A 20023-nucleotide genomic window follows, 5' to 3' on the forward strand; every position below is an offset into this window, starting at 1 on the left:
CACGGCAGCGGCAGTGACGGGTCAAGGGCGTCGCCCTGCGAGGCGACAAACACCGAAACCCAGCACTCGCTGACTACCCCGTTATACAGTCAGGCGGACCATATTCGCGATCGACCCCGAAACCGCCCACCGCACACCGGCACCAGCTCGAGCACTGGGCCGCCTTGGCTGGTCGCCGACCTCGACGTCCGCGGCACCCACTCCTTCGCCGGCGCCTGGCAAGACCGCCACGGCCCCCTTGACGACAACCAACGCCTCATCCCGCTACGACTCCATGGGCGCGCGGCTACGACGACAACAACCTCGCCGCCAAGGACGCCGTCACCTGCATCCGCGCCACGGCCCGTTAATTCCAGGAGTATTCTTTTCGCCTACACAGAGGACGACTTGGCTGTGGCATGGAGAACCCTTCAACCAGCGGTTGGGGCGTTCTCCATGCCATCGGATCAGCTAGTGAACTGGTCCTCGACTGCCCCGTTAGCCGAGTTGTAGTCACCCTTCGCTTCCTGGTCAGCCTGCTTCTGCCTCTGCGCCTGCTGGGCCGCTTCTTGCGCCCGCTGCAGCACGCTGTCCGTCACACGCTTCGCTGCGTCTTCTTCGTTTCCCATTGCACTCTCCCCTTATTTGTTTGAATTGGACACCCTAAGATTACCCAGCAATATCCCCGGCCGCGCGTTTCCAATGGCTTCAATGACCGATTTACTTCGAAACCATGCCCTCATAATCTGCACCATCCGCCCTTTCGGCAACGACGAGATCGAAAGGTGAACCCCTTTTGGCGCTATCTCGTCTTAGACTGCAGATCGCCGCTGGGCCCTCCATCAACGGCCTGCACCTGGAAACGCTGCGGGACCACGGCGCCGACGTGGCCGGCCAGGTCCTCACCGTGTTCAGCCTGTTCGCGTTGACCGGGACATTAGTTTTCGTGTACTCCGCGAGCAAACCTGCCAGTTGGTGACTGCCAGCTCAGGTACTCCAGGGCCGGCAGTGGCGGCCGAGGGACATCGGCCCCACCGGATCCCGGTTCTCACCCTGCTCCGTGGTCGTGGGTATCCACGAGCTCGTGCGCGACGTCGACCGACATCGTCCCGATCCGGCTGATCATCATCTCCGGCCGTTCTCCCGCGGCCACCGGCCCGGCTCCGGGGGGTGCCCGGTCTTGAGTTTCAGGAGGAGAAGCGCCGCGTCCTGCCTGGCAGCGGTCAGTTCAACATGCCTGGTGGCGCGTCGCAATAGCTGCACTCTGACCGTACGCTCCTGCTTGCACACCGGACCCGCAACGAAGGCTGGGCAATGTTCAGTTGGCGCCGCGGCGCGACCGAAGTGTCGCTACTTGGCGACCGCGACGAAGTATCGCAGCACACGCAGATCGGGTGACACGACACCTTGTTACCGCAGTCGAGGCGATCGGTTGCTTGAAGGAAGCCTCCGATCGCCCTCTTTCCCGGCCGCGTGAGCCCCGAAGGGGCATCAGGCTGGCATGGTGCTCCTGTACGCGATGAGCACTTGGCTCACGGCGTCGTCAGCGACGCCTTAGCGCTGCAGCTTGAGGCGATCGTTCCGATCGAAGAGCCGGTCGAAGCTGAAAGCAAAGGAACTGACGGGCGAGAGGGCCAGCAGCAAAGCGGCAGCCGCGGCAGCGAACACGGATGCACTGAGCGGAGCTTCCCAGCCGAGGAACAGTGCCATCGACAGCCCGAACACCAGCAGCACAGCGCTCGCGGCCCAAGCAGTCCACCGGAGGAGCACACCGGCCAGCAACATCAGGCCCAGCACCAGTTCCGCGACGGTCGCGGCCCACGCCGCGGCATCAAGGAGCGCTCCGGTCAGGTACGGCGTGAGGGTTTGGGTATAGGCGGTGTACGCCGCGAAGTTGCCCCACGCCACAGCCCCGGTGTGAGGCGGGCCCCACCAGCCGAAGCGATCGGCAACGGCCGACAAGAAACCCGCGGCTAACACGAGGCGGACGAGCACCGTCGCGGTCGACCATACGGGCTCCCTCTGCGCGATCGATTTCGGGGAGAAGGCCATCGGCGTTCTCCCTCGCCGTGCTTGTTCAGTAGCCTGCGAAAACCCCATTCGATCTCCCCTGCAAACGATTTATGAACACCATCGATAGTCAGCGCGCGAGAATACTATCGACGGGCGGCATAATGATCCCGAACGATTCAATGGGACTTAGCCTATGCCGTTGCCATAAATGCCCCGCGAGCGCCGAAACCGGCATCGCACATCCCACAATTGACAAGCTGACTCAACGGCAACCCGCACTTATCTTCAAAGGCATTCTTGGTGCACAGAAGGAACGCTGCCTCTCGCCATTCTTTACTCTCCCTCGATGCCGTGGGCAAATGTTGCCCTTCCCAGATTGCCGGTGAATCCGTAACCCGCGCCACTTACTTTTGGCCATGATCCACTCGAATCCTGACATGCGTGGAGCAGATGGCAGAACACCGGAGTGACCGTAGGTCGGCTGCCGGTCCCAGGTGGTGTCGTCCTCGGCCATGGCGGCCGTCAGTCCGCGCTGAAGCCTCGTCTTGGGCACACCGACCCCGACGGCAAGTGGCCAGAGTCATGGGCGCAGTTCACGTCGCGCGCCAGCCGGGCGCCGGTCCACTCAGCCGCGGGGCCGCCACCGGTGAGGTCATCCTCGTCGTCAGCTCCGCCGGACCAATCGCGGCGGCAAGTGCCGCGATCGGTGCCGCTGAACAAGAGGCGCCCTTCGAGCGTGGCGCCTGCTCGAACTGCATCTTTCTCCGCAGGTCAGAGCCGCGGTCCACGATGCCGAGGGCTGAAACCCCTTCGATCAGACCCATGCGGCAAGTCGGAAGGTTCTCCGCGCTTCGTGGTTGCCGACCATCGGCGCTCAGCAACGATTTGATCCGGCGTCGGCGGCAGCGGTGCGCATGCGTCGAGTCAGTGCTTGCCGGACCGAAGACCGCCGCAGGAGGGCGCCCGGCGGCCGCGAAGATCTTCCTCATCGCGCCAACCCACATGCCACAATCGCGGAGATGACCCATGAGGACGCGCCGGCGCCGCGCCGCGCACGACGGGTCCCGCTGTTTGCCGGGATCCTGCCGATCCGGCGGCGTGCCCTGGGTTCCGACGCGCTGGCCGGTGTCACGCTGGCCGCGCTGGCCGTCCCCGAGGTGCTCGGTTACGCCAAGATCGCCGGAATGCCGCCGGTTACCGGCCTGTACACGATGCTCGCGCCGGTTGTGCTGTTCGCGGTGTTCGGCGCGTCCCGGCACCTGGTGGTCGGCGCGGACTCGGCGACCGCGGCGATCCTCGCGGCCGGTCTGGCCAGTTTGGCCGCTCCCGCCTCGGCTGACTACGTCCGGCTCGCCGGCACCGCCGCGTTGCTGGTCGGCGCGATGCTGCTGCTGGCCCGGCTGATCCGGCTCGGCTTCCTGGCCAACTTCCTGTCCCGCACGGTCCTGGTCGGTTTTCTCACCGGCGTCGGCATCCAGGTCGCGGCAGGCCAGCTGCCCGACATGCTCGGCGTGCCCGCCGGAGGCAACCAGACCGTGCCCAAGCTGGTCAACCTCGTTCGCGCGCTCGGCCACACCAGCCCCGCGACCGCGTTGGTGTCCGCGGCGGTGGTCGTCGTGGTCGTCGGCACCCGCCTCGTGGCGAAGAAGGTGCCGGGCGGGTTGATCGCCGTCATCGGCGCGATCGTGGTCAGCGAGCTCGTCGACCTGTCCGCGCACGGGGTCGCCGTGCTGGGCTCGATTCCGCAGGGTATCCCGCACGTCGCGCTGCCCACCTTCGACCTGCACGATATGTCCACGTTGCTCGGCACCGCGGTGTCGATGTTCGTGGTGATCCTCGCCCAGAGTTCCGCGACCTCACGCGCCTACGCCGCCCGCTACGAGGAAACCGTCGACGAGGACGCCGACCTGGTCGGCCTCGGCACCGCGAACGTCGCCGCGGCGTTCACCGGCACCTTCGTCGTCAACGGCAGCCCGACCAAGACGCAGATCGTGGACGGCGCGGGCGGCCGTAGCCAGATCGCTCCCCTGGCCGCCGGGGTGATCGCCGTGGTGGTGCTCGTTTTTCTGACCGGTCCGCTGGGCGCGCTGCCTCTGGCGGCACTGGCAACCGTGGTGTTCCTGATCGGCGTCGACCTGATCGACATCGCCGGGATGCGCCGCATCTTCCAGGTTCGACGGGCGGAGTTCGTGGTGGCCTTGCTGACCGCGGCCGCCGTGGTTTTCACCGGCGTCGAGCAGGGCGTCGTGCTGGCCATCATCGTGTCCGTCGTCGATCACCTCCGGCACAGCTACCGCCCGCACAGCGGCGTTCTGGTCAAATCACCGGCAGGCCACTGGCAACCCGAGGCTGTCACGCCCGGCCGCCGCACGACCGAAGGCATGATCGTCTACCGCTTCGGCAGCAGCCTGTATTTCGCCAACGCCATGCGGTTGGGCACCGACGTGACCACCCTGCTCACCGGCGGCCGCACCGTAACCTGGTTCTGCCTCGACTGCGCTGCGGTCGGCGACGTCGACTACACCTCGGCAGGCGTCCTGTCCACGGTCGCCAAACGCCTGCGCACGCACGGCACCCGCCTCGTGCTCTCCGGCGTCCTGCCCGAGGTCCGCGCGCAACTGGACCGGTACGGACTGACCCGAACGATCGGCGTGGACAGCTACTTCGACACCGCGGGGGCGGCTCTGGACGCGTTCGACAATCGAAAGGCCTGACCCATGACCACCGTGACCTGGCTCGACGCGCCCCAACACCACGATTACCCGGCTGCCGCCTCCTACCTCACCCTGATCGCAGGCACCGACCTCGTCGACCACCTCATCGAAGAGCTGCGAGACAGCCGCAACGCCGCATTCTTCAAAGCCAAGGACGTCCTGCGCGCCGCGCGCTTGGCACTGCTACCGGTCGACAACCCGCACGTGAGTACCGATCTGCGCAAAATCCACGAGCACAAGGATCTCTCGCCGATCCTGCTGGTGCGCGGCGACCTGCGCCTCGGGATCGCTCTGGAGATCGCTGACGGCTATCACCGGGTGTGTGCGAGTTACCACACGGACGAGAACACCGACATTCCCTGCCGGATAGCTTCGGCCGCCTGACCGCGAGCCGTGAATCACGACGCGGGTGATCATGGTCGGGTGGACTCCGCCGGCCATCAGCTCGATCACGCCGCGCACGGGTGCGGGTCAGCGTGTCCGTCAGAATCAGCGCAGGTACCAGCCGCTGCCGCCGATCGGGGCGAAAGCCATCGCGAGTGGACCGGACGCTCGTGGGCTGCGATGCATTCCGAGTCGGCGGGCGGTGGCCACCCACCAACACGGAGCCTGCCTCACCTCACCACGCCTGCATCCACGGCATCGCCGCTGGCAGCGTGCTGCGCCCGTGAATCCGCCGTCCGGCGCCGACATCATCACGTGGTTCACGTCGGGGTCGGCGCAGGCGGCAGCGACAGTCCGGTGTAGATCTGGTTGAGCACGGTGGGCAGCAAGGCCACCGCCGTGGTCCGGCCGTCCGGGGCCAAGGTCAAGTTGGCCCAGATGATGAGCGTGACGTCGTTGGTCGGGTCGTATCCCATGAACGAGTTGAACCCGGGACATTCACCGCCGTGGAACCACATCGCGGCGTTCGGCGCGAAACGCTGGAAGGCGATTCCGTACCCGTACTTCTGCCCGTCGGGCGCGTTCGGGTCCTCCGCTTGCAGGCTGTCTTGCCATTGCCGCTGGAAGTCGGCGTTGAAGACCTTGCCCGAGACCAGCGCCCGGATCCACGTCGCCAAGTCGTCCGAGGTGGAGATGACTCCCCCCGCAGCGGTGGCGTACGAGGGGTTCTGCCGGGTGTAGTCGTTGGGCTGGAGTGTTCCGGCCCGGGCGGCGGCCTGCAGGTCGGGCGGGTACGTCAGGTCGACGAACGCGTACCTGGACCCGCCGTACATGTAACCGTGTGAGTAGCGGTCCGGGATGGAGGTGTCGGTGGCCGCGGGCAGCGAAGTCTGCCGCAGGCCGAACGGGCCGAACAGGCGCTGCTGCATCTGCTGGGCCAAGGGCCGTCCCTCGACCTTCTCGGCCACCAGGCCCAGCAGCGCGTAGTTGGTGTTGTTGTACTGGTACGCCGTGCCGGGCGGAAACTCCGGCGGGTGCCGGAAGGCGATGGCCAGCACGTCCTGAGGCGTGTAAACCTTCGCCGGATCGGCGTCCAGGGCCGCCGCGAGCTCGGGCGCTTGTGTGTAGTCGTACAGGCCGCTACGCATCGTCAGCAGCTGCGCCAGGGTGATGTTGTCGCCGTTGGGCACACCGGAGACGTAGCGCGACACCGGGTCGCTGAACCGGAGCTTGCCGTCTTGCGCGAGGAGCACGATCAACGCCGACGTCATGGTCTTGGTGTTGGAGGCGACGCGGAAGTGGGTGTCCGCATCGGGCGGCGTGGTGGCGCCCAGTTGCGTGGTACCCACTCCCGCCGTGTAGGTGCCCTGCGGCGTGCGCAGCAGCACCATCGCCCCGGGAACCAGCAGCTCCTTGGCAGCGGCCGCCACGGTCGCCTGGAACGCGGCCGGGTCGATGGGCTTCAGTGCGGACTGCACCGGTGCGGAACTGGTTGTCGTCCCCGGCGCCGCCGACGTGCCGGGCGGCGGCGCAGACGGGGTGCACCCCGCGATCATCAGGACAACAGCGGACGCGAGCCCGGCGGCGCGCCAGGATCGCCGCTTCCTCCAGGGAATTCCTGCGTCACGCCGGCTCCGTGCCGGATGCGCTCGGCATACCCTCATCGTGGGTATCACCGCCTCAGCCCCGGGATTCGAGTACCGCGCCGGTGCTGTCGGCACCGGGCGGTGGCCGTCGTAGAAGCCGAAAAGGCTATCAGGCCAGGCTTTCCGCACTCAATCTCCGGTGAAATCATGGCCGGAACGCCGAAGCCGGGCACCACGACGAGCCCGCCGGCTCACGCGCGGCAGGCCCGTCGGTGGTGAATGCCTGGCCGCTCGCGCCGACGAGTGCGGTCGGCCTTGGCAACGCGGCCCCGCACAGTCCGGCTCAGGGCACCATCCAGCAGAGCACCGGAGTGGCCTGCAGCACAGATGAGGCCGTTTCGCGATTCAGCCTGCGCGCTGTCCGGCCGAGGAATTGGCGCGCGTGTGGCCGGGTCGCGACCTGGGCCTGTCGTCGGGCGATGTGCCCGGGTCGACCGCAGCCCTGGGCGAAGTGATGAAGGCCCCGCTGTTCTGGCACGCTCGACGCGCCGCTCCGGAGCGCACGAACGCGCAGGCGTGGTCGGTGCCCCGTGTGGACCCCGACGACGATTTCACTCACCTACGTAAACGGTCCCTGCTGTCGCGACGAGAATTCGGCGGGATACCGCCCGGCACAGAGCTTTGCGATCGCGTTGCCCGACGTGCGCGGCCTGCGCATCCGGCTGGCTGCGCACCTTCACGAGATGCGGCAGCAGTTATCCCCGCCTTGCCTTAGTCCAACGCAAAAACCGGAGGTGACACCGATCAGGTTCGGTGCTGCTCGGCCGGCTTGCCACAGGCCGCGATCGAACGGTCGCGACGCACACCTCGGCGACGTGACAGATGACGGGACGTCCTCCGGTCGGTCCCTGAGTACATCGGCCACCGCGCAGACCAGCAGTTCTGAACTCACCGTGCTGCCCTGGACGTGACTTCCAAGCGAGCGAACGTCTCGATGACGTCGTGCGCGGCGGCCGGGCCGATAGGTGGGTGCAGGATGGGCAGTTCGACACCGGCGGCGCGGTAGGCGGCCAGGCGGTCCTGGCAGCGGTGTGGCGGGCCGATCAGGCAGAACGAGTCCAGCAGTTCGTCGGTGAGCGCGGCGGGACCGGCGCCTTGCTCCATGGCTGCGGCCTCGTCGGGGAAGCCGCTGGCGCGGAACAGCCGCCGGAAGAACGGGAAGTACGTGTACAACGCCAGGTTCTGACGCGCGAAGTCGTGCAGTGCGACGAGGTCGTCGCCGAGGAACGTCGGCAGCCCGAGCGTGAGGGCGAGCGGGCCGAGCTCGGGGTGCTTCGCCCGCCCACGCGCGATCCAGGTCTTGCTGCGTTCGACGCGTTCCGGCGACCAGAAGTTGGGCATGATGCCGTCAGCCACCTCGGCCGCTTGCTCGACCGTCCGTGACGTCAGGGCCGCAACGTAAATGGGCACGTCGTGGGCGGCGGGCCGCTGGGGCAGGTGCGTGGCCGGGCCCTGCCCGCGCAGCCAATTGCGCACCTCGGCCACGTACCGGCGCAGGTCACCGGGCGGGTCGGTCATCTCGATACCGAGCGCGTCATTCACCGGCTGGTGGCTGACGCCCAGGCCGAGCAGGAACCGGCCCCCGGTGCGGTCGGCGATCAACGCGGCGCCCTGGGCACACACATAGGAGTGGCGCAGGTAGATGTTCGCGACCCAGGTGCCGACCTGGATCCGGTGGGTGGCCTCGCCCATGAGCTGTGCCGTCGCCAACGCGTCGTTGTTCACTTCGGTGGTGAAGATCGCGTCGAAGCCGGCGTCCTCAGCCTGCCGGGCGATCGCGACAACGTCGCCGGCGGTCCAGCCGGCACCAGGGACGATCGTGAGAGCGAGCCGTTCGCGCGCAGTGACCATGCGTCCTCCTCGGTCGCGGGTCCTTGGATCCACGCTCCACCGCGTAGCGAGCAGCACGTAAGGGCCTTTTGGACCCGGGGATTTCACGGGCGCTGGATCGCTTGCGGTGTGGAACGGCCGAGCGCGGGCGCACTACTCGGGAAGACTCAGGCGGATATGAGTCGATAAGGCTGCTGGCCAGGGGATTTTGACGCGGGCGACGTGGCTACCGCTCATGCCACGGCCGGCGGATGCTGGGCCTCTGGCGCGGTGTTCAGCCGGCCGCTTCCAAAAGTGCGGCTGCCTTGCGGTGCGCCACAGCGGCGGCATCAGCTGCCAGCGCGCTGCCTTCGGCGGCCAGGGCGTCCAGCACGAGCGCGCGGCGCTCGTGCCAGGCCGCCCACATGCCCGGTGCGGCGCCGGCACCCGGGCGGGTCAGGTGCAGCGCGCCAAGTTCACTCAAGGTGTTGCGCACCGTCGATCTTCCTTCCTCGTGCGCTGGTGCTTCGTACCCCTTCACCGTGGCCCGCGGACCTCGGAGTTCGCTTCGGAAGTACTACCCAAAAATTACGTACGGCCGCGCCCGTGTCGGATCACGTCGATCCGGCGGCTGGGCCGAGAACGTCGATTTCCGACAGCAACCCGCTCGGTAAGCACCTTGCAACGACCGCCGCGACTCCGCTCCGGTCACCTGCGACAACGGGGTAGTCAGGCTGGTCGGTAACGAACCATCCGCTGGCCACGACTCGTGATTGTTCACAGAACACGCTTCCGTGAGCGAACAGCAGGGCTTGCGAGCGCAGAGATCGGAGATTGCCGGTGGCGAATGAAGACAACCCGGAAGACGGCCAGCCCGACGCCACGAAGCCGGAGTCAGACCATCCCGCCGCAGGCGCCCCAGGGCGACGACTGATTCCGCAATTCTCCGCCACCGACGCCGCGCAGATCGGTGCTGCGATCCAGCGTGCCATCAGCGAAAACCAGCGTGCCATCACTGAAAACCTGCAGCTCAACACGTCCGCTGTGCGTTCGGCGCAGTCGGTGGCCGAGGCCCTGGCTGAGCAGAACCGACAGATCCAAGAGCAGCTGCGTACGGTCGTGCGAGGCGTCGACTGGGGTACGACGATCGACATTCCGGCGATCGACTTCGGTCAGCAATTTCGGTGCTCGAACTTCGATGCATGGCTGAAGCCGTTCACGGAACGGGTCAGCGAGGTTTTCGAGTCGATCGGAACGCTGCGCATCGAGGTTCTCCGCGATGGCGCGCCAGACAACTGGGCGGACCTGCGCGACGACCAAATTCTTTCGCTGCTGAAACTGGCGCGGGCGGGTATCCCGATCACGTGGGTACCCCGCGCTGCGATCCTTTCGGAGTTACTCGCCGTTGACGAGGGACAACGAAGCCGCGTGATCTTGGCCCACGCACAGGACCTCCTGGATGATTGCCGCGCCGCCGCGGCGTGCACTCACGGAGGCGCGTTCGCTGAGCACGCCGGCTTCCTCCACCAAGCCATCGATGCCCTTGATGCCGGCCATGCTGCCGCGGCCCAAGCGCTGAGCGCGAACGTGCTGGACACGCTTCTCCGGTCCGCGGTTGAGAAACCTGTCAAGAGCAGGTACTACGCCACGATGCGGCAAACGATCGAGTCCGCCCCGCTCTCGCTGCTTTCGTGGGCGGTCACTCACTGGCCTGTGCTCGAGGCGCTGACCAACTTCGACGGAGCTACAGAACGCCTTCCCAGCAGCTTCAACCGGCATGCCACCGCACACGCGGTCGGGTCGGTCCAGTACACCCCCGAGAACGCTGCGATCGCCGTCATGGCGGCCGCTTCGGTACTGCGACAAGCACACGAGTCCAACACAGCCGAATCCGCAGAAGAGAGCAGTCAGACCGCTTGACCCGCTGGGGTCGACGTCTCATCGACGGGATCTCGGGCGGACTCGGCTGACCACGGACGTGAACAACGGTGATTCGGCGTTGAGCCGCTCCACCACCGACTTCCAGGACGAATCGGACACGTGTGCGGCCATGGCCGCCCGGAACTGCGCCACGGCTTGCCGCACGTATTTGTCCCCGTCCGGGATTCGCGCGCGCCAGGCCGGGTTGAGCAGACACTGCACGAGTGCGTTGCGGTTTTCGAAGGCAATCGCGTCGGTGTCGCTCATCAGCCACGCACACGGCCAGCCCCACGTCCGACCGGCCGAGGCGAAGCCCGCCGGCTCATCTATCCGGCGCACTGCGGCCATTCGTCGGGGCGGCAATGACCTGGGTGCTCCTGCCGTGGTCGGCGTGCTTGCCAGACACCCCTTTTGGTCGGACCGGCGGCGCGGCAACGGTCGGTTTCAATCAACGTGCTCTCGCGCGGCGGGCAGTCGCGCGACGAGGCGGGCGCCGGTTTCCGAGTCGGCCACCACGAGGGAACCGCCGTGGCGGCGGGCGATTTCCCGTGCCAGCGTGAGGCCCAGGCCGGAGCCGCCGGCGTCGCGGGTGCGGGCGTCGTCGAGGCGGGCGAAGCGGTCGAAGACGCGTTCCCGATCGGCCGGCGGAATGCCGGGGCCGTCGTCGAGCACCTCCAGCACCACAGAGGTGCCGTCGCGACCCACGGTGACGGTCACGGCGGAGGTCGCGTGGCGGGCGGCGTTGTCGAGGAGGTTGCGCACCAGGCGTTCGAGTTGCACGGGTTCACCGAGCACTCTCGCGGGACCGTCCACAAAGGATCGCACTGCCGGGCGGCCGGGCGCGGCCGAACGTTCGGCGACCTGCTCACGCACCACGTCCGCCAGGTCGACCTCCACCGATGCGACGCGACCGGGGTCGACGGCGAGCTGCAGGAGGTCGGCCGTGATGCGGTGCAGGCGCCGGACGTCGAGCAACGAGCGTTCGGCGACGGCAGGCCAATCGGCGCGCTCCGGGTGTGCGAGGGCGACCTCCAGGCCGGCCCGCAGGTTCGCCAGGGGGCTGCGCAGCTCGTGGCTCGCGTCGGCGACAAATCGTTCCTGCTGCTCGTGGGCGTGCTGCAGACGGTCGAGCGTGGCGTTGGTCGTGTGCGCCAGGCGTGCGATCTCGTCACGCGAGCGCGGCACCGGCACGCGGCGGCCGAGCTGGCTGCCGCTCACTTCGGCGAGCTCGCCGCGGATCGCCTCCACGGGCCGCAGCGCGCGCCCGGCGGCGAACCACGCGACGAGCGCCGTCAGGAGCACGGCCAGCGGCACGAACACCTCGAGGGTGTCGTCGAACAGCGTCAGTGTGGAGAGCGTGTCCCACGGGAGCACGAACAGGTAAAGCGTCAACCGGTAGTGCGTGCTCGAGGCGGCACGCGACAAGCCGGTGTCCACAGTGGATCCTTCGCGGCCGAGCGGTTCCACCAGGGCGGCCGGCACATCGTCGACGACCGTGCCCACCACGGTGTACGTGCGGTACTCGCGCCACTGCGGGTGGGTGCCCGGGTGCAGCGCGGCGGTCGTGGTGGTCGTCCACCCGTGCAGCGCGTCGCGAGGGGCCGGCGGCAGCGGCTGCCAAGCGGGATCCAGCCGGGTCAGGTTGCCACTGTGGACCACGGCCCGGCCGTCGTCGGCGACCACCTCGAACATCGCGTCGCCGTTGAGCGCCGCCGAGTCGATCACGCCCAGGCGGTACGCGTCGGCGACGCGCTCGAGCTGCGCCCGGGTCGCCTTGACGGCGTTGCGCGACAGCTGCGTCGCCACGAACTGGCGGATCCCCCACCAGCCCAGCCCGAACACCAGCACGCTGAGCAGCACCGCCGCGAGCGCCGTGCTCCGCCGCACGGACTCGGGCCACCACCTACTCATGCGACGCGCCGGGTCCGTCGGCGACCAGCCGGTACCCCACACCGCGCACGGTGGCGATCGTGCGCCGCCCGAACGGCGCGTCCAGCTTGCGCCGCAACGCGCTCACGTAGACCTCGACGATGTTCGGATCTCCCTCGTACGCGACGTCCCACACCTGCCCGAGGATCTCGTGCTTGGCCACCACGTGCCCGTCGTGGCGCAGCAGGCATTCGAGCACGGCGAACTCCTTCGTGGTCAACGCGACCGGCGTGCCGCCGCGCCGGCAAGTGCGTTTCGCGGGATCGAGCACCAGGTCGCCGAACGTCAGCGTCGCCGCCGCGCCCGCCCGGCCGCGGCGGACCAGCGCGCGCAGCCGGGCGGTGAGCACCACATAGGAGAACGGTTTGCTCAGGAAGTCGTCGGCGCCCGTGTCGAGGGCCTCCGCCTCGTCGTACTCGCCGTTCTTGGCCGTCAGCATCAGGATCGGCGTCGTCACCCCGCGCTCGCGCAGCGCGGCGCACACGCGGTAGCCGTTGAGCTTCGGCAGCATGATGTCCAGCACGATCACCTGGTACGGGTGCAGCTGCCCCCATTCCAGCCCCGTCTCGCCATCGTGGGCGAGGTCCACGGCGTACCCGTCGGCCTCGAGCCCCCACCGCAGCGTCTCGGCCAACCGCTTCTCGTCTTCGACCACGAGCACCCTCATGAACCCGATCTTCCCAGAAGCCCGCGCGGGTACCTGAAGCGATCTTCAGGGTTCTTCAGGACCGCTTCAGCACGGCCTCGCCAAGATCGTGCCGAGGCGCCGAGTGCGGCGCGACGAGGTCGGGGAGAGAGCGGATGCAACCAGACACAGTGGACAGTCCCGTCGCGGCGGGAGTGCGGCAGGTCGTCAAGATCCACGGACGCGGCGACACGGCGGTGCGGGCCTTGGACCACGTGTCCCTCGACTTCCCGGCGCGGCGGTTCACCTCCGTGCTCGGGCCGTCGGGCTCCGGCAAATCCACGCTGATGCACTGCCTCGCCGGACTGGACACCGTGGACGCCGGCAGCGTCCGGATCGGACGGACCGAGGTCACCGGGCTCTCCGACTCGGCGCTCACCCGGCTGCGCCGCGACCACGTCGGATTCGTGTTCCAGTCGTTCAACCTGCTGCCGACCATGACGGCCGAGGAGAACATCCTGCTCGGCCTGCGCCTGGCCGGCCGCAAGCCCGACCCGGCGTGGTTGCGTGTGGTCGTCGACGCGCTCGGCCTGCGGCAACGCCTGCGCCACCACCCTGGGGAACTGTCCGGCGGCCAGCAACAGCGCGTGGCGTGCGCCCGGGCGCTGATCGGGCGGCCGCAGGTCGTGTTCGCCGACGAGCCCACCGGCAACCTCGACTCGCGCTCAGGTGCCGAAGTGCTCGGTTTCCTGCGCGCCTCGGTGCGCGAGCTGGGCCAGACGGTGGTGATGGTGACGCACGATCCCGTCGCCGCCTCCTACACCGACCACGGCGTGCTGCTGGCCGACGGTCGCGTCGCCGCCCACGTGCCCCGTCCGACGGCCGACTCCGTGCTGGCCGCCCTGACCGGCCTGGTGGCGTGATGCTGCGCGTCATCGCCGCTGGGGTCCGGGCCCGGCCCCTGCGCCTGCTGCTCTCAGCCGTCGCGATCGCCCTCGGCGTGGCGTTCGTGTCCGGTTCGTTCATCCTGTCCGGGGCCGTCGGAGCCGGGCTCCGCGACGCCGTGTCCGTCCACCTGCGCGGGGCCGACGCTGTCGTCAGCCAGACCCGCGGCGCGACCCTGGACGACGCGCTGCTCGCGAAGGTGCGCGCAGCGCCCGGCGTCGCAGCGGCGGACGGCCGCGTCACCGTGAGCGCGCCGATCCGCGACGCCTCCGGGCACGCGACCGACGCGGCCGCCACCGCGCTGCCCGCCGACGCCGCGTTGCGGCCATTCGACCTGGCCGGTGGCCGGTTCCCTCAGCAGCCCGGCGAGCTCGCGATGGAAGAAACCACCGCCCAAGACTTCTCGCTCGGGCAGCAGATAACGCTGTTCGATCAGCAGGGCAAAGAACACGGCTACACGCTCGTCGGCACCTTCAGCCGGCCGACGGACGCCGGGATCGGGGCCGACGACCTTGTCCTGACACCCGAGGGGCTGCGCCAGGTAGCACCCGGCGCGGAGTTCGACGAGATTGTGGTGCGGGCGGCGCAGGGGGTCGCCCAGTCTCAACTCGTCGCCGACCTCGACCAGGCGGTCGGTGGCAACGGGATCTCTGTGACCACCGGCAGCAAAGCCGCAGCCGAACTGCTGAGCACGACCGCGCCCGATTCGGCGGGGCTCACGAAGTTCTTCACCGCGTTCGCCGTGCTGGCGATGGTCGTGGCCGCGATGGTGATCGCCAACGCGTTCACCATCCTGGTCGCGCAGCGCGCGAACGAGCTGGCGCTGCTGAGGTGCGTGGGCGCCGGGAAGCGGCAGGTCTTCGGCGCGGTGCTGGCCGAAGCCGCCGTGGTCGGCGTGGTGGCGTCCGTCGTGGGACTGTTCGGCGGGCTCGGGGTGGCCGCCGCGCTGCAGGTGATCACCGGCTCGCCGGGGGCGCCGGTGTACGTCCCGCTCACCGCGCGGACGGTGGTGCTGGCGCTCGTCGTCGGCGTGCTGGTCACGGTGCTGGCGGCCGTGCCCCCGGCTCGGGCGGCGACGCGGGTGGCGCCCGTGGCGGCGTTGCGAAAGCCGGTCGAAGGACGTCAGGTCCGCGCGGGACGGCCGCGCGCGATCGTCGCGGCCGTGCTGTTCGTGGCCGGAGTCGGGGCGGCGGTGGCCGCGCTCGCGGCGGAGACCCAGGACGGCGCGGTGCTGGCCGTCGTCGCGATGGTCGCGTTGCTCGGCGCGCTGCTCGCGGTCGGACCGATACTGGCCGGACCCGCCGTGCGAGCGCTGGGCGCCGTCACCTCGCCGGTGCTGGGTGAGCCGGCGAAGCTCGCGGCGCTCAACGCCGATCGCAACCCCCGTCGCACGGCCGCAACCGCTGCGGCGCTGACCATCGGACTGGCCGTCGTCGCGCTCGTGACCACGGTGACCGCGGGCGTCGAGGCCGGCCTCGGCCAAGGCGTGGAGCAGCAGCTGCGAGCAGAGTTCACGGTGACGTCGGTGGTCAACGGGCAAGGACTGCCCGCGACCCTGCCTGCGACGCTCGCGGCGGTGCCGGGGGTCGCGGCCACGACGTCGGTCACCGAGTTCACGGGCGACCTCGGCTCGCTCGGTGGCTACGGCATGACCGCCGTGCGCGGCGACTCGCTCGGCACGCTGCTGCGGCCGGTGGTCCTCTCCGGTGCACTCGACCGGCTCGGCCCGGGCGAGCTGGCCGTGAGCCGGCAGCTGTCCGAAGAGACCGGGCTCGCGGCAGGCGCGACCGTGCGCACGGCTTCGGGGTCGTCGCTGCGGGTCGTGGCCGTTTACGACAGCGTCGACGCACCGGGCGCCGACCTCGGCCTCGCGCTCGTCGACCTGGGTGAGCTGCCGAAGATCGCGATGCCGGACAGCGAACACGACGGCAGTGTGCTGGTGAAACTCGCTCCGGACGCCGACGCCGACCAGGTCGGGACCGCGCTGGATCGGGCGCTGGAACCGACTCCGCTGGCGAAGCTGAACACGGTCGCGGACCTGGAAGACCAGCTGTCGGCGCCGCTGCGCAGCACGCTCGACCTGCTGTGGGCGCTGACCGCGCTCGCCGTGCTGATCGCGTTCGCCGGGATCGCCAACACGCTGTCGCTCTCGGTCCTCGAACGCACACGCGAATCGGCTCTGCTGCGTGCCCTCGGCCTGACGAGGGGTGGCCTGCGCGCGGCGCTGGCAGCCGAGTCGGTGTTCGTCGCCGTGTTCGGCGCGGCCTGCGGCCTGCTGCTCGGGATCGGCTCGGCGTGGCTGATCGCCCGCGTGGCCTCGACCGACGCCGAGCCCGTGCTCTTCACGCTGCCCTGGGCCCGCCTCGCGGTGCTGTTGGCCGCCGCCGTGCTCGCGGCCCCGATCGCAGCGGCACTGCCGGCCCGGCGCGCCGCCCGGGGCTCGCTCATCGCCGGGATGGCCGGGCAGTGACCTTCGCTGTCCACTGAGAACGTCCGTTTTTACGCCCGCCGGCGGCAAATCGGGAAGGCGTCGCCCATGATAATCGGCCCGCCGGCGGGTTCCCCGTGTCCGATAAGGGAGATCCGGCGAACGACACGCAGTCCACGGCGCCGGACACGGAGGTTTCACCGCCGCGGGCCACTACACGACAGGCGCCGCCGCGGCAACGAAACCTGGGCCCACGAAGATGCGCCGCCTCGCGGCGCGCTTCTTCGCCGGCACCAAAGCCAACGGCCTGTCGGACGATATTCAAGATCATGACCGGAGACCATGGAAACACCACACGGCCCAGGGAAACCGTAAACACCCTGCCCCCACGCTCAATCGGTGCAGATCACCACACGAAAACCAAGCGGAGATAATGCGTCGAAATCCCGAACAATGTCGCGCCTACCCTGGCAGGAAAGGCCCCCGCCGAGCAAGCAGAGCATGAATCCCACCTGCACGGCGGCAGTTTGCGTAGACTACTGCTCGAACGCCCACAACCCTCCCAAGGTCGCTTGACACAAGACCACCGTCTGTCGACGATGGAATTCGCAACACGACTGACAACGTTGTCAACACAACGCATCGGGAGCGACGTGACCCAGGTGAATCGCAGACGTTTCCTGTCCGGTGGAATCGCCGTCGCCGGTGGAGGTGTGCTCGGGGCGTTCGGGTTGAGCGGTGTCGCCGGTGCGGTCCCCGGCGGGACCGCGGGCGGCCAACCGTTGCGCGTCGACGGGCGTGAGATCACCGGCGGCTGGAGTTTCGCGGCGGCCGACGGTACGCCGGTGAGCGGGGCGCAGCTGGCCAGCGGGCGGCAAGTCGCCGGGTTGAAGCCGGCCGTGGTGCCGGGAACACCGCTCACCAGCATGATCGCGAACGGCGAGTACCCCGATCCTCTCTACGGCCACATCGTGACCGACACGGTCCCGGACACGCTCAAGGACACCGGCTACTGGTACCGGGTCGCGTTCCCCGTGCCGCGGCTGGTGCCGGGCCAGCGGTTCTGGCTCCAGTTCGACGGCATCAACTACCTCGGCACCATCTGGCTCGACGGCGCCGAGGTCGGCACCGTCGAGGGCGCGTTCAAGCGCGGCGTCTTCGATGTCACGGACATCGTCGCGAAGGCGGACGGCACGGCGCACCTCGCGGTGCTCGTGGGCAAGCTGGATCACTCCGAACAGCCGTCGTTGCCGAGCTACGCCAGCGGCGTGACCCGCGGCGGGCGCAACGGCGGCAAAACCGGGATCACCTTGGAGAACGGGCCGACGTTCTTCTGCACGGCGGGCTGGGACTGGCTGCCCACCATCCCCGACCGGGACCTCGGCATCTGGCAGCCGGTCACCTGGTCCACCACCGGCCCGGTCCGGCTGACCGACGTGCGCGTGGACCCCACGCTCTCGGCCGACCTGCGCACGGCCGACATCACGATCGACCTCGGCCTCGACAGCGCGTTCGGCACGTCGAAAACCGTGGTGGTGAAGGGCTCCCTCGACGGTCGTGACTTCGAAAAGACCGTGACCGCGGCAGCCGGCGCGTCCTCGGTCACGCTGACGTCGAAGGACATCGCGGCGCTGCGGTTGAGCCGCCCGAAGCTGTGGTGGCCCAACGGGTACGGCGACCCCCACCGCTACCGGCTGACGATCGCCGTCGAGGCCGGTGGTCAGGTCCACGACGAGCGGACGGTGGACTTCGGCGTCCGGCGGATCGAGTACACCAAGCCGATCCAGTCACCGTCCGGTTCGCCGGCCGACTGCCTGGCGATCACCGTCAACAACCAGCCGATCATGGTGATGGGCGGCAACTGGGGCCTGGACGAAGCGCTCAAGCGCATCCCACGCGAACGCCTGCGCGATCAGGTGCGGCTGCACCGCGACGCCAACCTCAACCTGATCCGCAACTGGAACGGCCAGAGCAGCACGGAAGACTTCTTCGACGCGTGCGACGAGTTCGGGATCCTCGTCTGGCAGGACTTCTTCTGCTCGACCGAAGGCCCGCCGCCGGAGAACTTCGCCCGCGACCTGGACAACATCCGCGACTGCATCGTGCGGTTCCGCAACCACCCGTCGATCCTGCTGTGGTGCGGGGGCAACGAAGGCCCGCCGCCGCAGCCGCTCATCGACGGCCTGGACGCGCTGGTCGCCGAGCTGGACCCCCAGCGAGCCTCGCTGACCAGCTCGGCCGGCGACACAGGCAAGGACCCCATCGGCGGGTACAGCTCGGGCGGGCCGTACCACTGGGTCACCCCGAGCACCCACTTCTCCCTCAACGACGGCACGCGCTGGCCGCCGTTCCACAATGAGGTGGGCTCGTACTCGATCCCGACGCTGGAGTTCATCAAGAAGATGCTCCCCGAAGCTTCGTGGGAGCACCCGGACGACTTCTGGGCCGATCGCGACGTCAACGGCAACGGCGGCAACGGCGGCGGCGCGGGGTACCTCCAGCTCACCGCCCAGCGCTACGGCGAACTGCGCAACCTCCCGGACTTCGCCCGCAAGTCCCAGCTGATGAACTACGAGTGCATCAAGGCGATCTACGAGGCGCACGCCGCGAACATGGCCAGTGCCGCGCCGGGCAAGCCGTACCCCCGCACCGGCGTCATCATGTGGATGACCAACCCGGCGCAGCCCAGCTTCGTCTGGCAGATGTACAGCCACGACCTCGAGGCGCACTCGTCGTTCTACGCGGTGCAGCACGCGTGCCGCAGGGTCAACGTGATCCTCGACAGCCAGACCCTCGACGTCGTGGTGGCCAACCACACCCGGACGGCGGTGAAGGGCACCGTCGCCGCGACGCTCTACGACTTGACCGGCGCGGAGTTCGCGAGCACGTCCTTGCCCGTCGGCGGGGCGTCGGCGTCCGACCACACCGTGATCGGCAGCATCGCCGAGCAGCTGAACCGCACGCCCTCCGACGTCGCCTTCGTCCGGCTCGTGTTCAAGGATTCGCGCGGCGCGGAACTGGTCCGCAACTTCTACTGGCTCGAGAACCCGGCCCGGCCGGCGGGATTCACGAGCCTGGACGACGCCCCCGCCGCCGCCGTCTCCGTCACGGCCGACGCGGACCACGGGCGCGACGGCCTCGAGCTGACGGTGGACGTCGAGAACACCGGCGAAGCGGTGGCGCTGATGGTGCACCTCCAGGTGTACGACACCCGGACCGGCGAACGCGTACTCCCGGCCACCTTCAGCGACAACTACCTGAACCTGGCGGGCGGCGAGTCGAGTTCCGTGCGGGTGCGGCTGACCGACGAGCAGACCCGGCACCGGACCGTCGGCGTTCGGATCGACGGCTGGAAGATCGACCAGCGCGCCTCGCGGCTGCGGGGCCACGGCGTGGCGGTCACCTTCAACCAGGCGGCGTTGTCTACCCACCCGTCGAAGAACACCTTCGGCCGGTAACCGTCCGACGGGTCCCGGTGGTGGGCGCGACCCCCAAAAACGACGCGCCCGCCACCGGGTCTCCCCCGGCGTTCCCCCTCGTTCGCCGTGTCCCCAGAGTCGCCTACGCCGTCCTCGTTTCGTCCTCGCCTCGATATCTGCGGCTCCAACCTGCGCGTTTCGGATCGCGCGCC

15 protein-coding genes are annotated in these 20023 nt (G+C 68.8%); 6 read left to right on the top strand and 9 right to left on the bottom strand.

The features are described from left to right. Positions 1–446: 446 nt before the first annotated feature. The 3 genes from ABZU76_RS07980 to ABZU76_RS07990 form a co-directional block, all read right to left on the bottom strand. Positions 447–608 (bottom strand): hypothetical protein, encoded by a 162-nt coding sequence (locus ABZU76_RS07980; RefSeq protein WP_354866255.1) that lies wholly within the window; start codon positions 606–608, stop codon positions 447–449. Between the two features lie 925 nt (positions 609–1533). Next, positions 1534–2031, bottom strand: coding sequence for a hypothetical protein (locus ABZU76_RS07985; protein WP_354866257.1), 498 nt, complete (start codon positions 2029–2031; stop codon positions 1534–1536). Between the two features lie 554 nt (positions 2032–2585). Continuing rightward, a complete protein-coding gene (locus ABZU76_RS07990) occupies positions 2586–2816 on the bottom strand; it encodes a hypothetical protein (protein WP_354866259.1) in 231 nt (76 codons plus the stop codon). A gap of 195 nt (positions 2817–3011) precedes the next feature. Here ABZU76_RS07990 and ABZU76_RS07995 point away from each other — a divergent pair, with 195 nt between their 5' ends. Both ABZU76_RS07995 and ABZU76_RS08000 read left to right on the top strand, forming a co-directional pair. Continuing rightward, complete coding sequence (locus ABZU76_RS07995) at positions 3012–4706, top strand: SulP family inorganic anion transporter (protein ID WP_354866261.1); 1695 nt, start codon at positions 3012–3014, stop codon at positions 4704–4706. A gap of 3 nt (positions 4707–4709) precedes the next feature. Next, positions 4710–5090 carry a hypothetical protein gene (locus ABZU76_RS08000; RefSeq protein ID WP_354866262.1) on the top strand — a complete coding sequence of 127 codons (381 nt, stop codon included), beginning with the start codon at positions 4710–4712 and terminating at the stop codon, positions 5088–5090. Between the two features lie 320 nt (positions 5091–5410). Here ABZU76_RS08000 and ABZU76_RS08005 read toward each other — a convergent pair whose 3' ends face one another. The 3 genes from ABZU76_RS08005 to ABZU76_RS08015 all read right to left on the bottom strand — a co-directional run bounded on the left by ABZU76_RS08005 (position 5411) and on the right by ABZU76_RS08015 (position 9041). Then, positions 5411–6568: a serine hydrolase domain-containing protein gene (locus tag ABZU76_RS08005; protein ID WP_354866265.1), complete on the bottom strand. Its 1158-nt coding sequence runs from the start codon at positions 6566–6568 to the stop codon at positions 5411–5413. Between the two features lie 1056 nt (positions 6569–7624). Next, positions 7625–8587, bottom strand: a complete 963-nt coding sequence (locus ABZU76_RS08010) for an LLM class flavin-dependent oxidoreductase (RefSeq protein WP_354866267.1) — start codon at positions 8585–8587, stop codon at positions 7625–7627. A gap of 253 nt (positions 8588–8840) precedes the next feature. Continuing rightward, the gene (locus tag ABZU76_RS08015) at positions 8841–9041 is read right to left on the bottom strand and encodes a hypothetical protein (RefSeq protein ID WP_354866269.1); all 201 of its coding nucleotides are present in this window, start codon (positions 9039–9041) and stop codon (positions 8841–8843) included. 344 nt (positions 9042–9385) lie between these two features. Here ABZU76_RS08015 and ABZU76_RS08020 point away from each other — a divergent pair, with 344 nt between their 5' ends. Then, positions 9386–10465 carry a hypothetical protein gene (locus ABZU76_RS08020; protein ID WP_354866271.1) on the top strand — a complete coding sequence of 360 codons (1080 nt, stop codon included), beginning with the start codon at positions 9386–9388 and terminating at the stop codon, positions 10463–10465. An 18-nt stretch (positions 10466–10483) separates the two neighbouring features. On the opposite strand, the gene ABZU76_RS08025 is transcribed toward ABZU76_RS08020, so the two are convergent. The 3 genes from ABZU76_RS08025 to ABZU76_RS08035 all read right to left on the bottom strand — a co-directional run bounded on the left by ABZU76_RS08025 (position 10484) and on the right by ABZU76_RS08035 (position 13061). After that, the gene (locus tag ABZU76_RS08025; RefSeq protein ID WP_354866273.1) at positions 10484–10732 is read right to left on the bottom strand and encodes a hypothetical protein; all 249 of its coding nucleotides are present in this window, start codon (positions 10730–10732) and stop codon (positions 10484–10486) included. Between the two features lie 177 nt (positions 10733–10909). Further along, complete coding sequence (locus tag ABZU76_RS08030; protein ID WP_354866275.1) at positions 10910–12376, bottom strand: ATP-binding protein; 1467 nt, start codon at positions 12374–12376, stop codon at positions 10910–10912. Next, the gene (locus ABZU76_RS08035; RefSeq protein WP_354866277.1) at positions 12369–13061 is read right to left on the bottom strand and encodes a response regulator transcription factor; all 693 of its coding nucleotides are present in this window, start codon (positions 13059–13061) and stop codon (positions 12369–12371) included. The genes ABZU76_RS08030 and ABZU76_RS08035 overlap by 8 nt, the downstream gene beginning before the upstream one ends. Positions 13062–13195: 134 nt before the next feature. On the opposite strand from ABZU76_RS08035, the gene ABZU76_RS08040 reads away from it, so the two are divergent. The 3 genes from ABZU76_RS08040 (at position 13196) to ABZU76_RS08050 (ending at position 19850) form a co-directional block, all read left to right on the top strand. After that, entirely contained in the window at positions 13196–13942 is a 747-nt protein-coding gene (locus tag ABZU76_RS08040) for an ABC transporter ATP-binding protein (RefSeq protein WP_354866279.1), read from the top strand. Continuing rightward, complete coding sequence (locus tag ABZU76_RS08045; RefSeq protein WP_354866281.1) at positions 13942–16434, top strand: FtsX-like permease family protein; 2493 nt, start codon at positions 13942–13944, stop codon at positions 16432–16434. Before ABZU76_RS08040 ends, ABZU76_RS08045 begins: the two co-directional genes overlap by 1 nt. A 620-nt stretch (positions 16435–17054) precedes the next feature. Further along, positions 17055–19850: a glycoside hydrolase family 2 TIM barrel-domain containing protein gene (locus ABZU76_RS08050; RefSeq protein WP_354866283.1), complete on the top strand. Its 2796-nt coding sequence runs from the start codon at positions 17055–17057 to the stop codon at positions 19848–19850. Positions 19851–20023: the final 173 nt, after the last annotated feature.

The organism is Amycolatopsis sp. NPDC005232, from assembly GCF_040607795.1.
Classification (GTDB): domain Bacteria; phylum Actinomycetota; class Actinomycetes; order Mycobacteriales; family Pseudonocardiaceae; genus Amycolatopsis.

What these genes read in the sequence shown, in the direction of transcription:
- ABZU76_RS07980 (WP_354866255.1), bottom strand. Translation starts at nt 608, where the DNA reads ATGGGAAACGAAGAAGACGCAGCGAAGCGTGTGACGGACAGCGTGCTG.
- ABZU76_RS07985 (WP_354866257.1), bottom strand. Translation starts at nt 2,031, where the DNA reads ATGGCCTTCTCCCCGAAATCGATCGCGCAGAGGGAGCCCGTATGGTCG.
- ABZU76_RS07990 (WP_354866259.1), bottom strand. Translation starts at nt 2,816, where the DNA reads ATGGGTCTGATCGAAGGGGTTTCAGCCCTCGGCATCGTGGACCGCGGC.
- ABZU76_RS07995 (WP_354866261.1), top strand. Translation starts at nt 3,012, where the DNA reads ATGACCCATGAGGACGCGCCGGCGCCGCGCCGCGCACGACGGGTCCCG.
- ABZU76_RS08000 (WP_354866262.1), top strand. Translation starts at nt 4,710, where the DNA reads ATGACCACCGTGACCTGGCTCGACGCGCCCCAACACCACGATTACCCG.
- ABZU76_RS08010 (WP_354866267.1), bottom strand. Translation starts at nt 8,587, where the DNA reads ATGGTCACTGCGCGCGAACGGCTCGCTCTCACGATCGTCCCTGGTGCC.
- ABZU76_RS08025 (WP_354866273.1), bottom strand. Translation starts at nt 10,732, where the DNA reads ATGAGCGACACCGACGCGATTGCCTTCGAAAACCGCAACGCACTCGTG.
- ABZU76_RS08030 (WP_354866275.1), bottom strand. Translation starts at nt 12,376, where the DNA reads ATGAGTAGGTGGTGGCCCGAGTCCGTGCGGCGGAGCACGGCGCTCGCG.
- ABZU76_RS08035 (WP_354866277.1), bottom strand. Translation starts at nt 13,061, where the DNA reads ATGAGGGTGCTCGTGGTCGAAGACGAGAAGCGGTTGGCCGAGACGCTG.
- ABZU76_RS08040 (WP_354866279.1), top strand. Translation starts at nt 13,196, where the DNA reads ATGCAACCAGACACAGTGGACAGTCCCGTCGCGGCGGGAGTGCGGCAG.
- ABZU76_RS08045 (WP_354866281.1), top strand. Translation starts at nt 13,942, where the DNA reads ATGCTGCGCGTCATCGCCGCTGGGGTCCGGGCCCGGCCCCTGCGCCTG.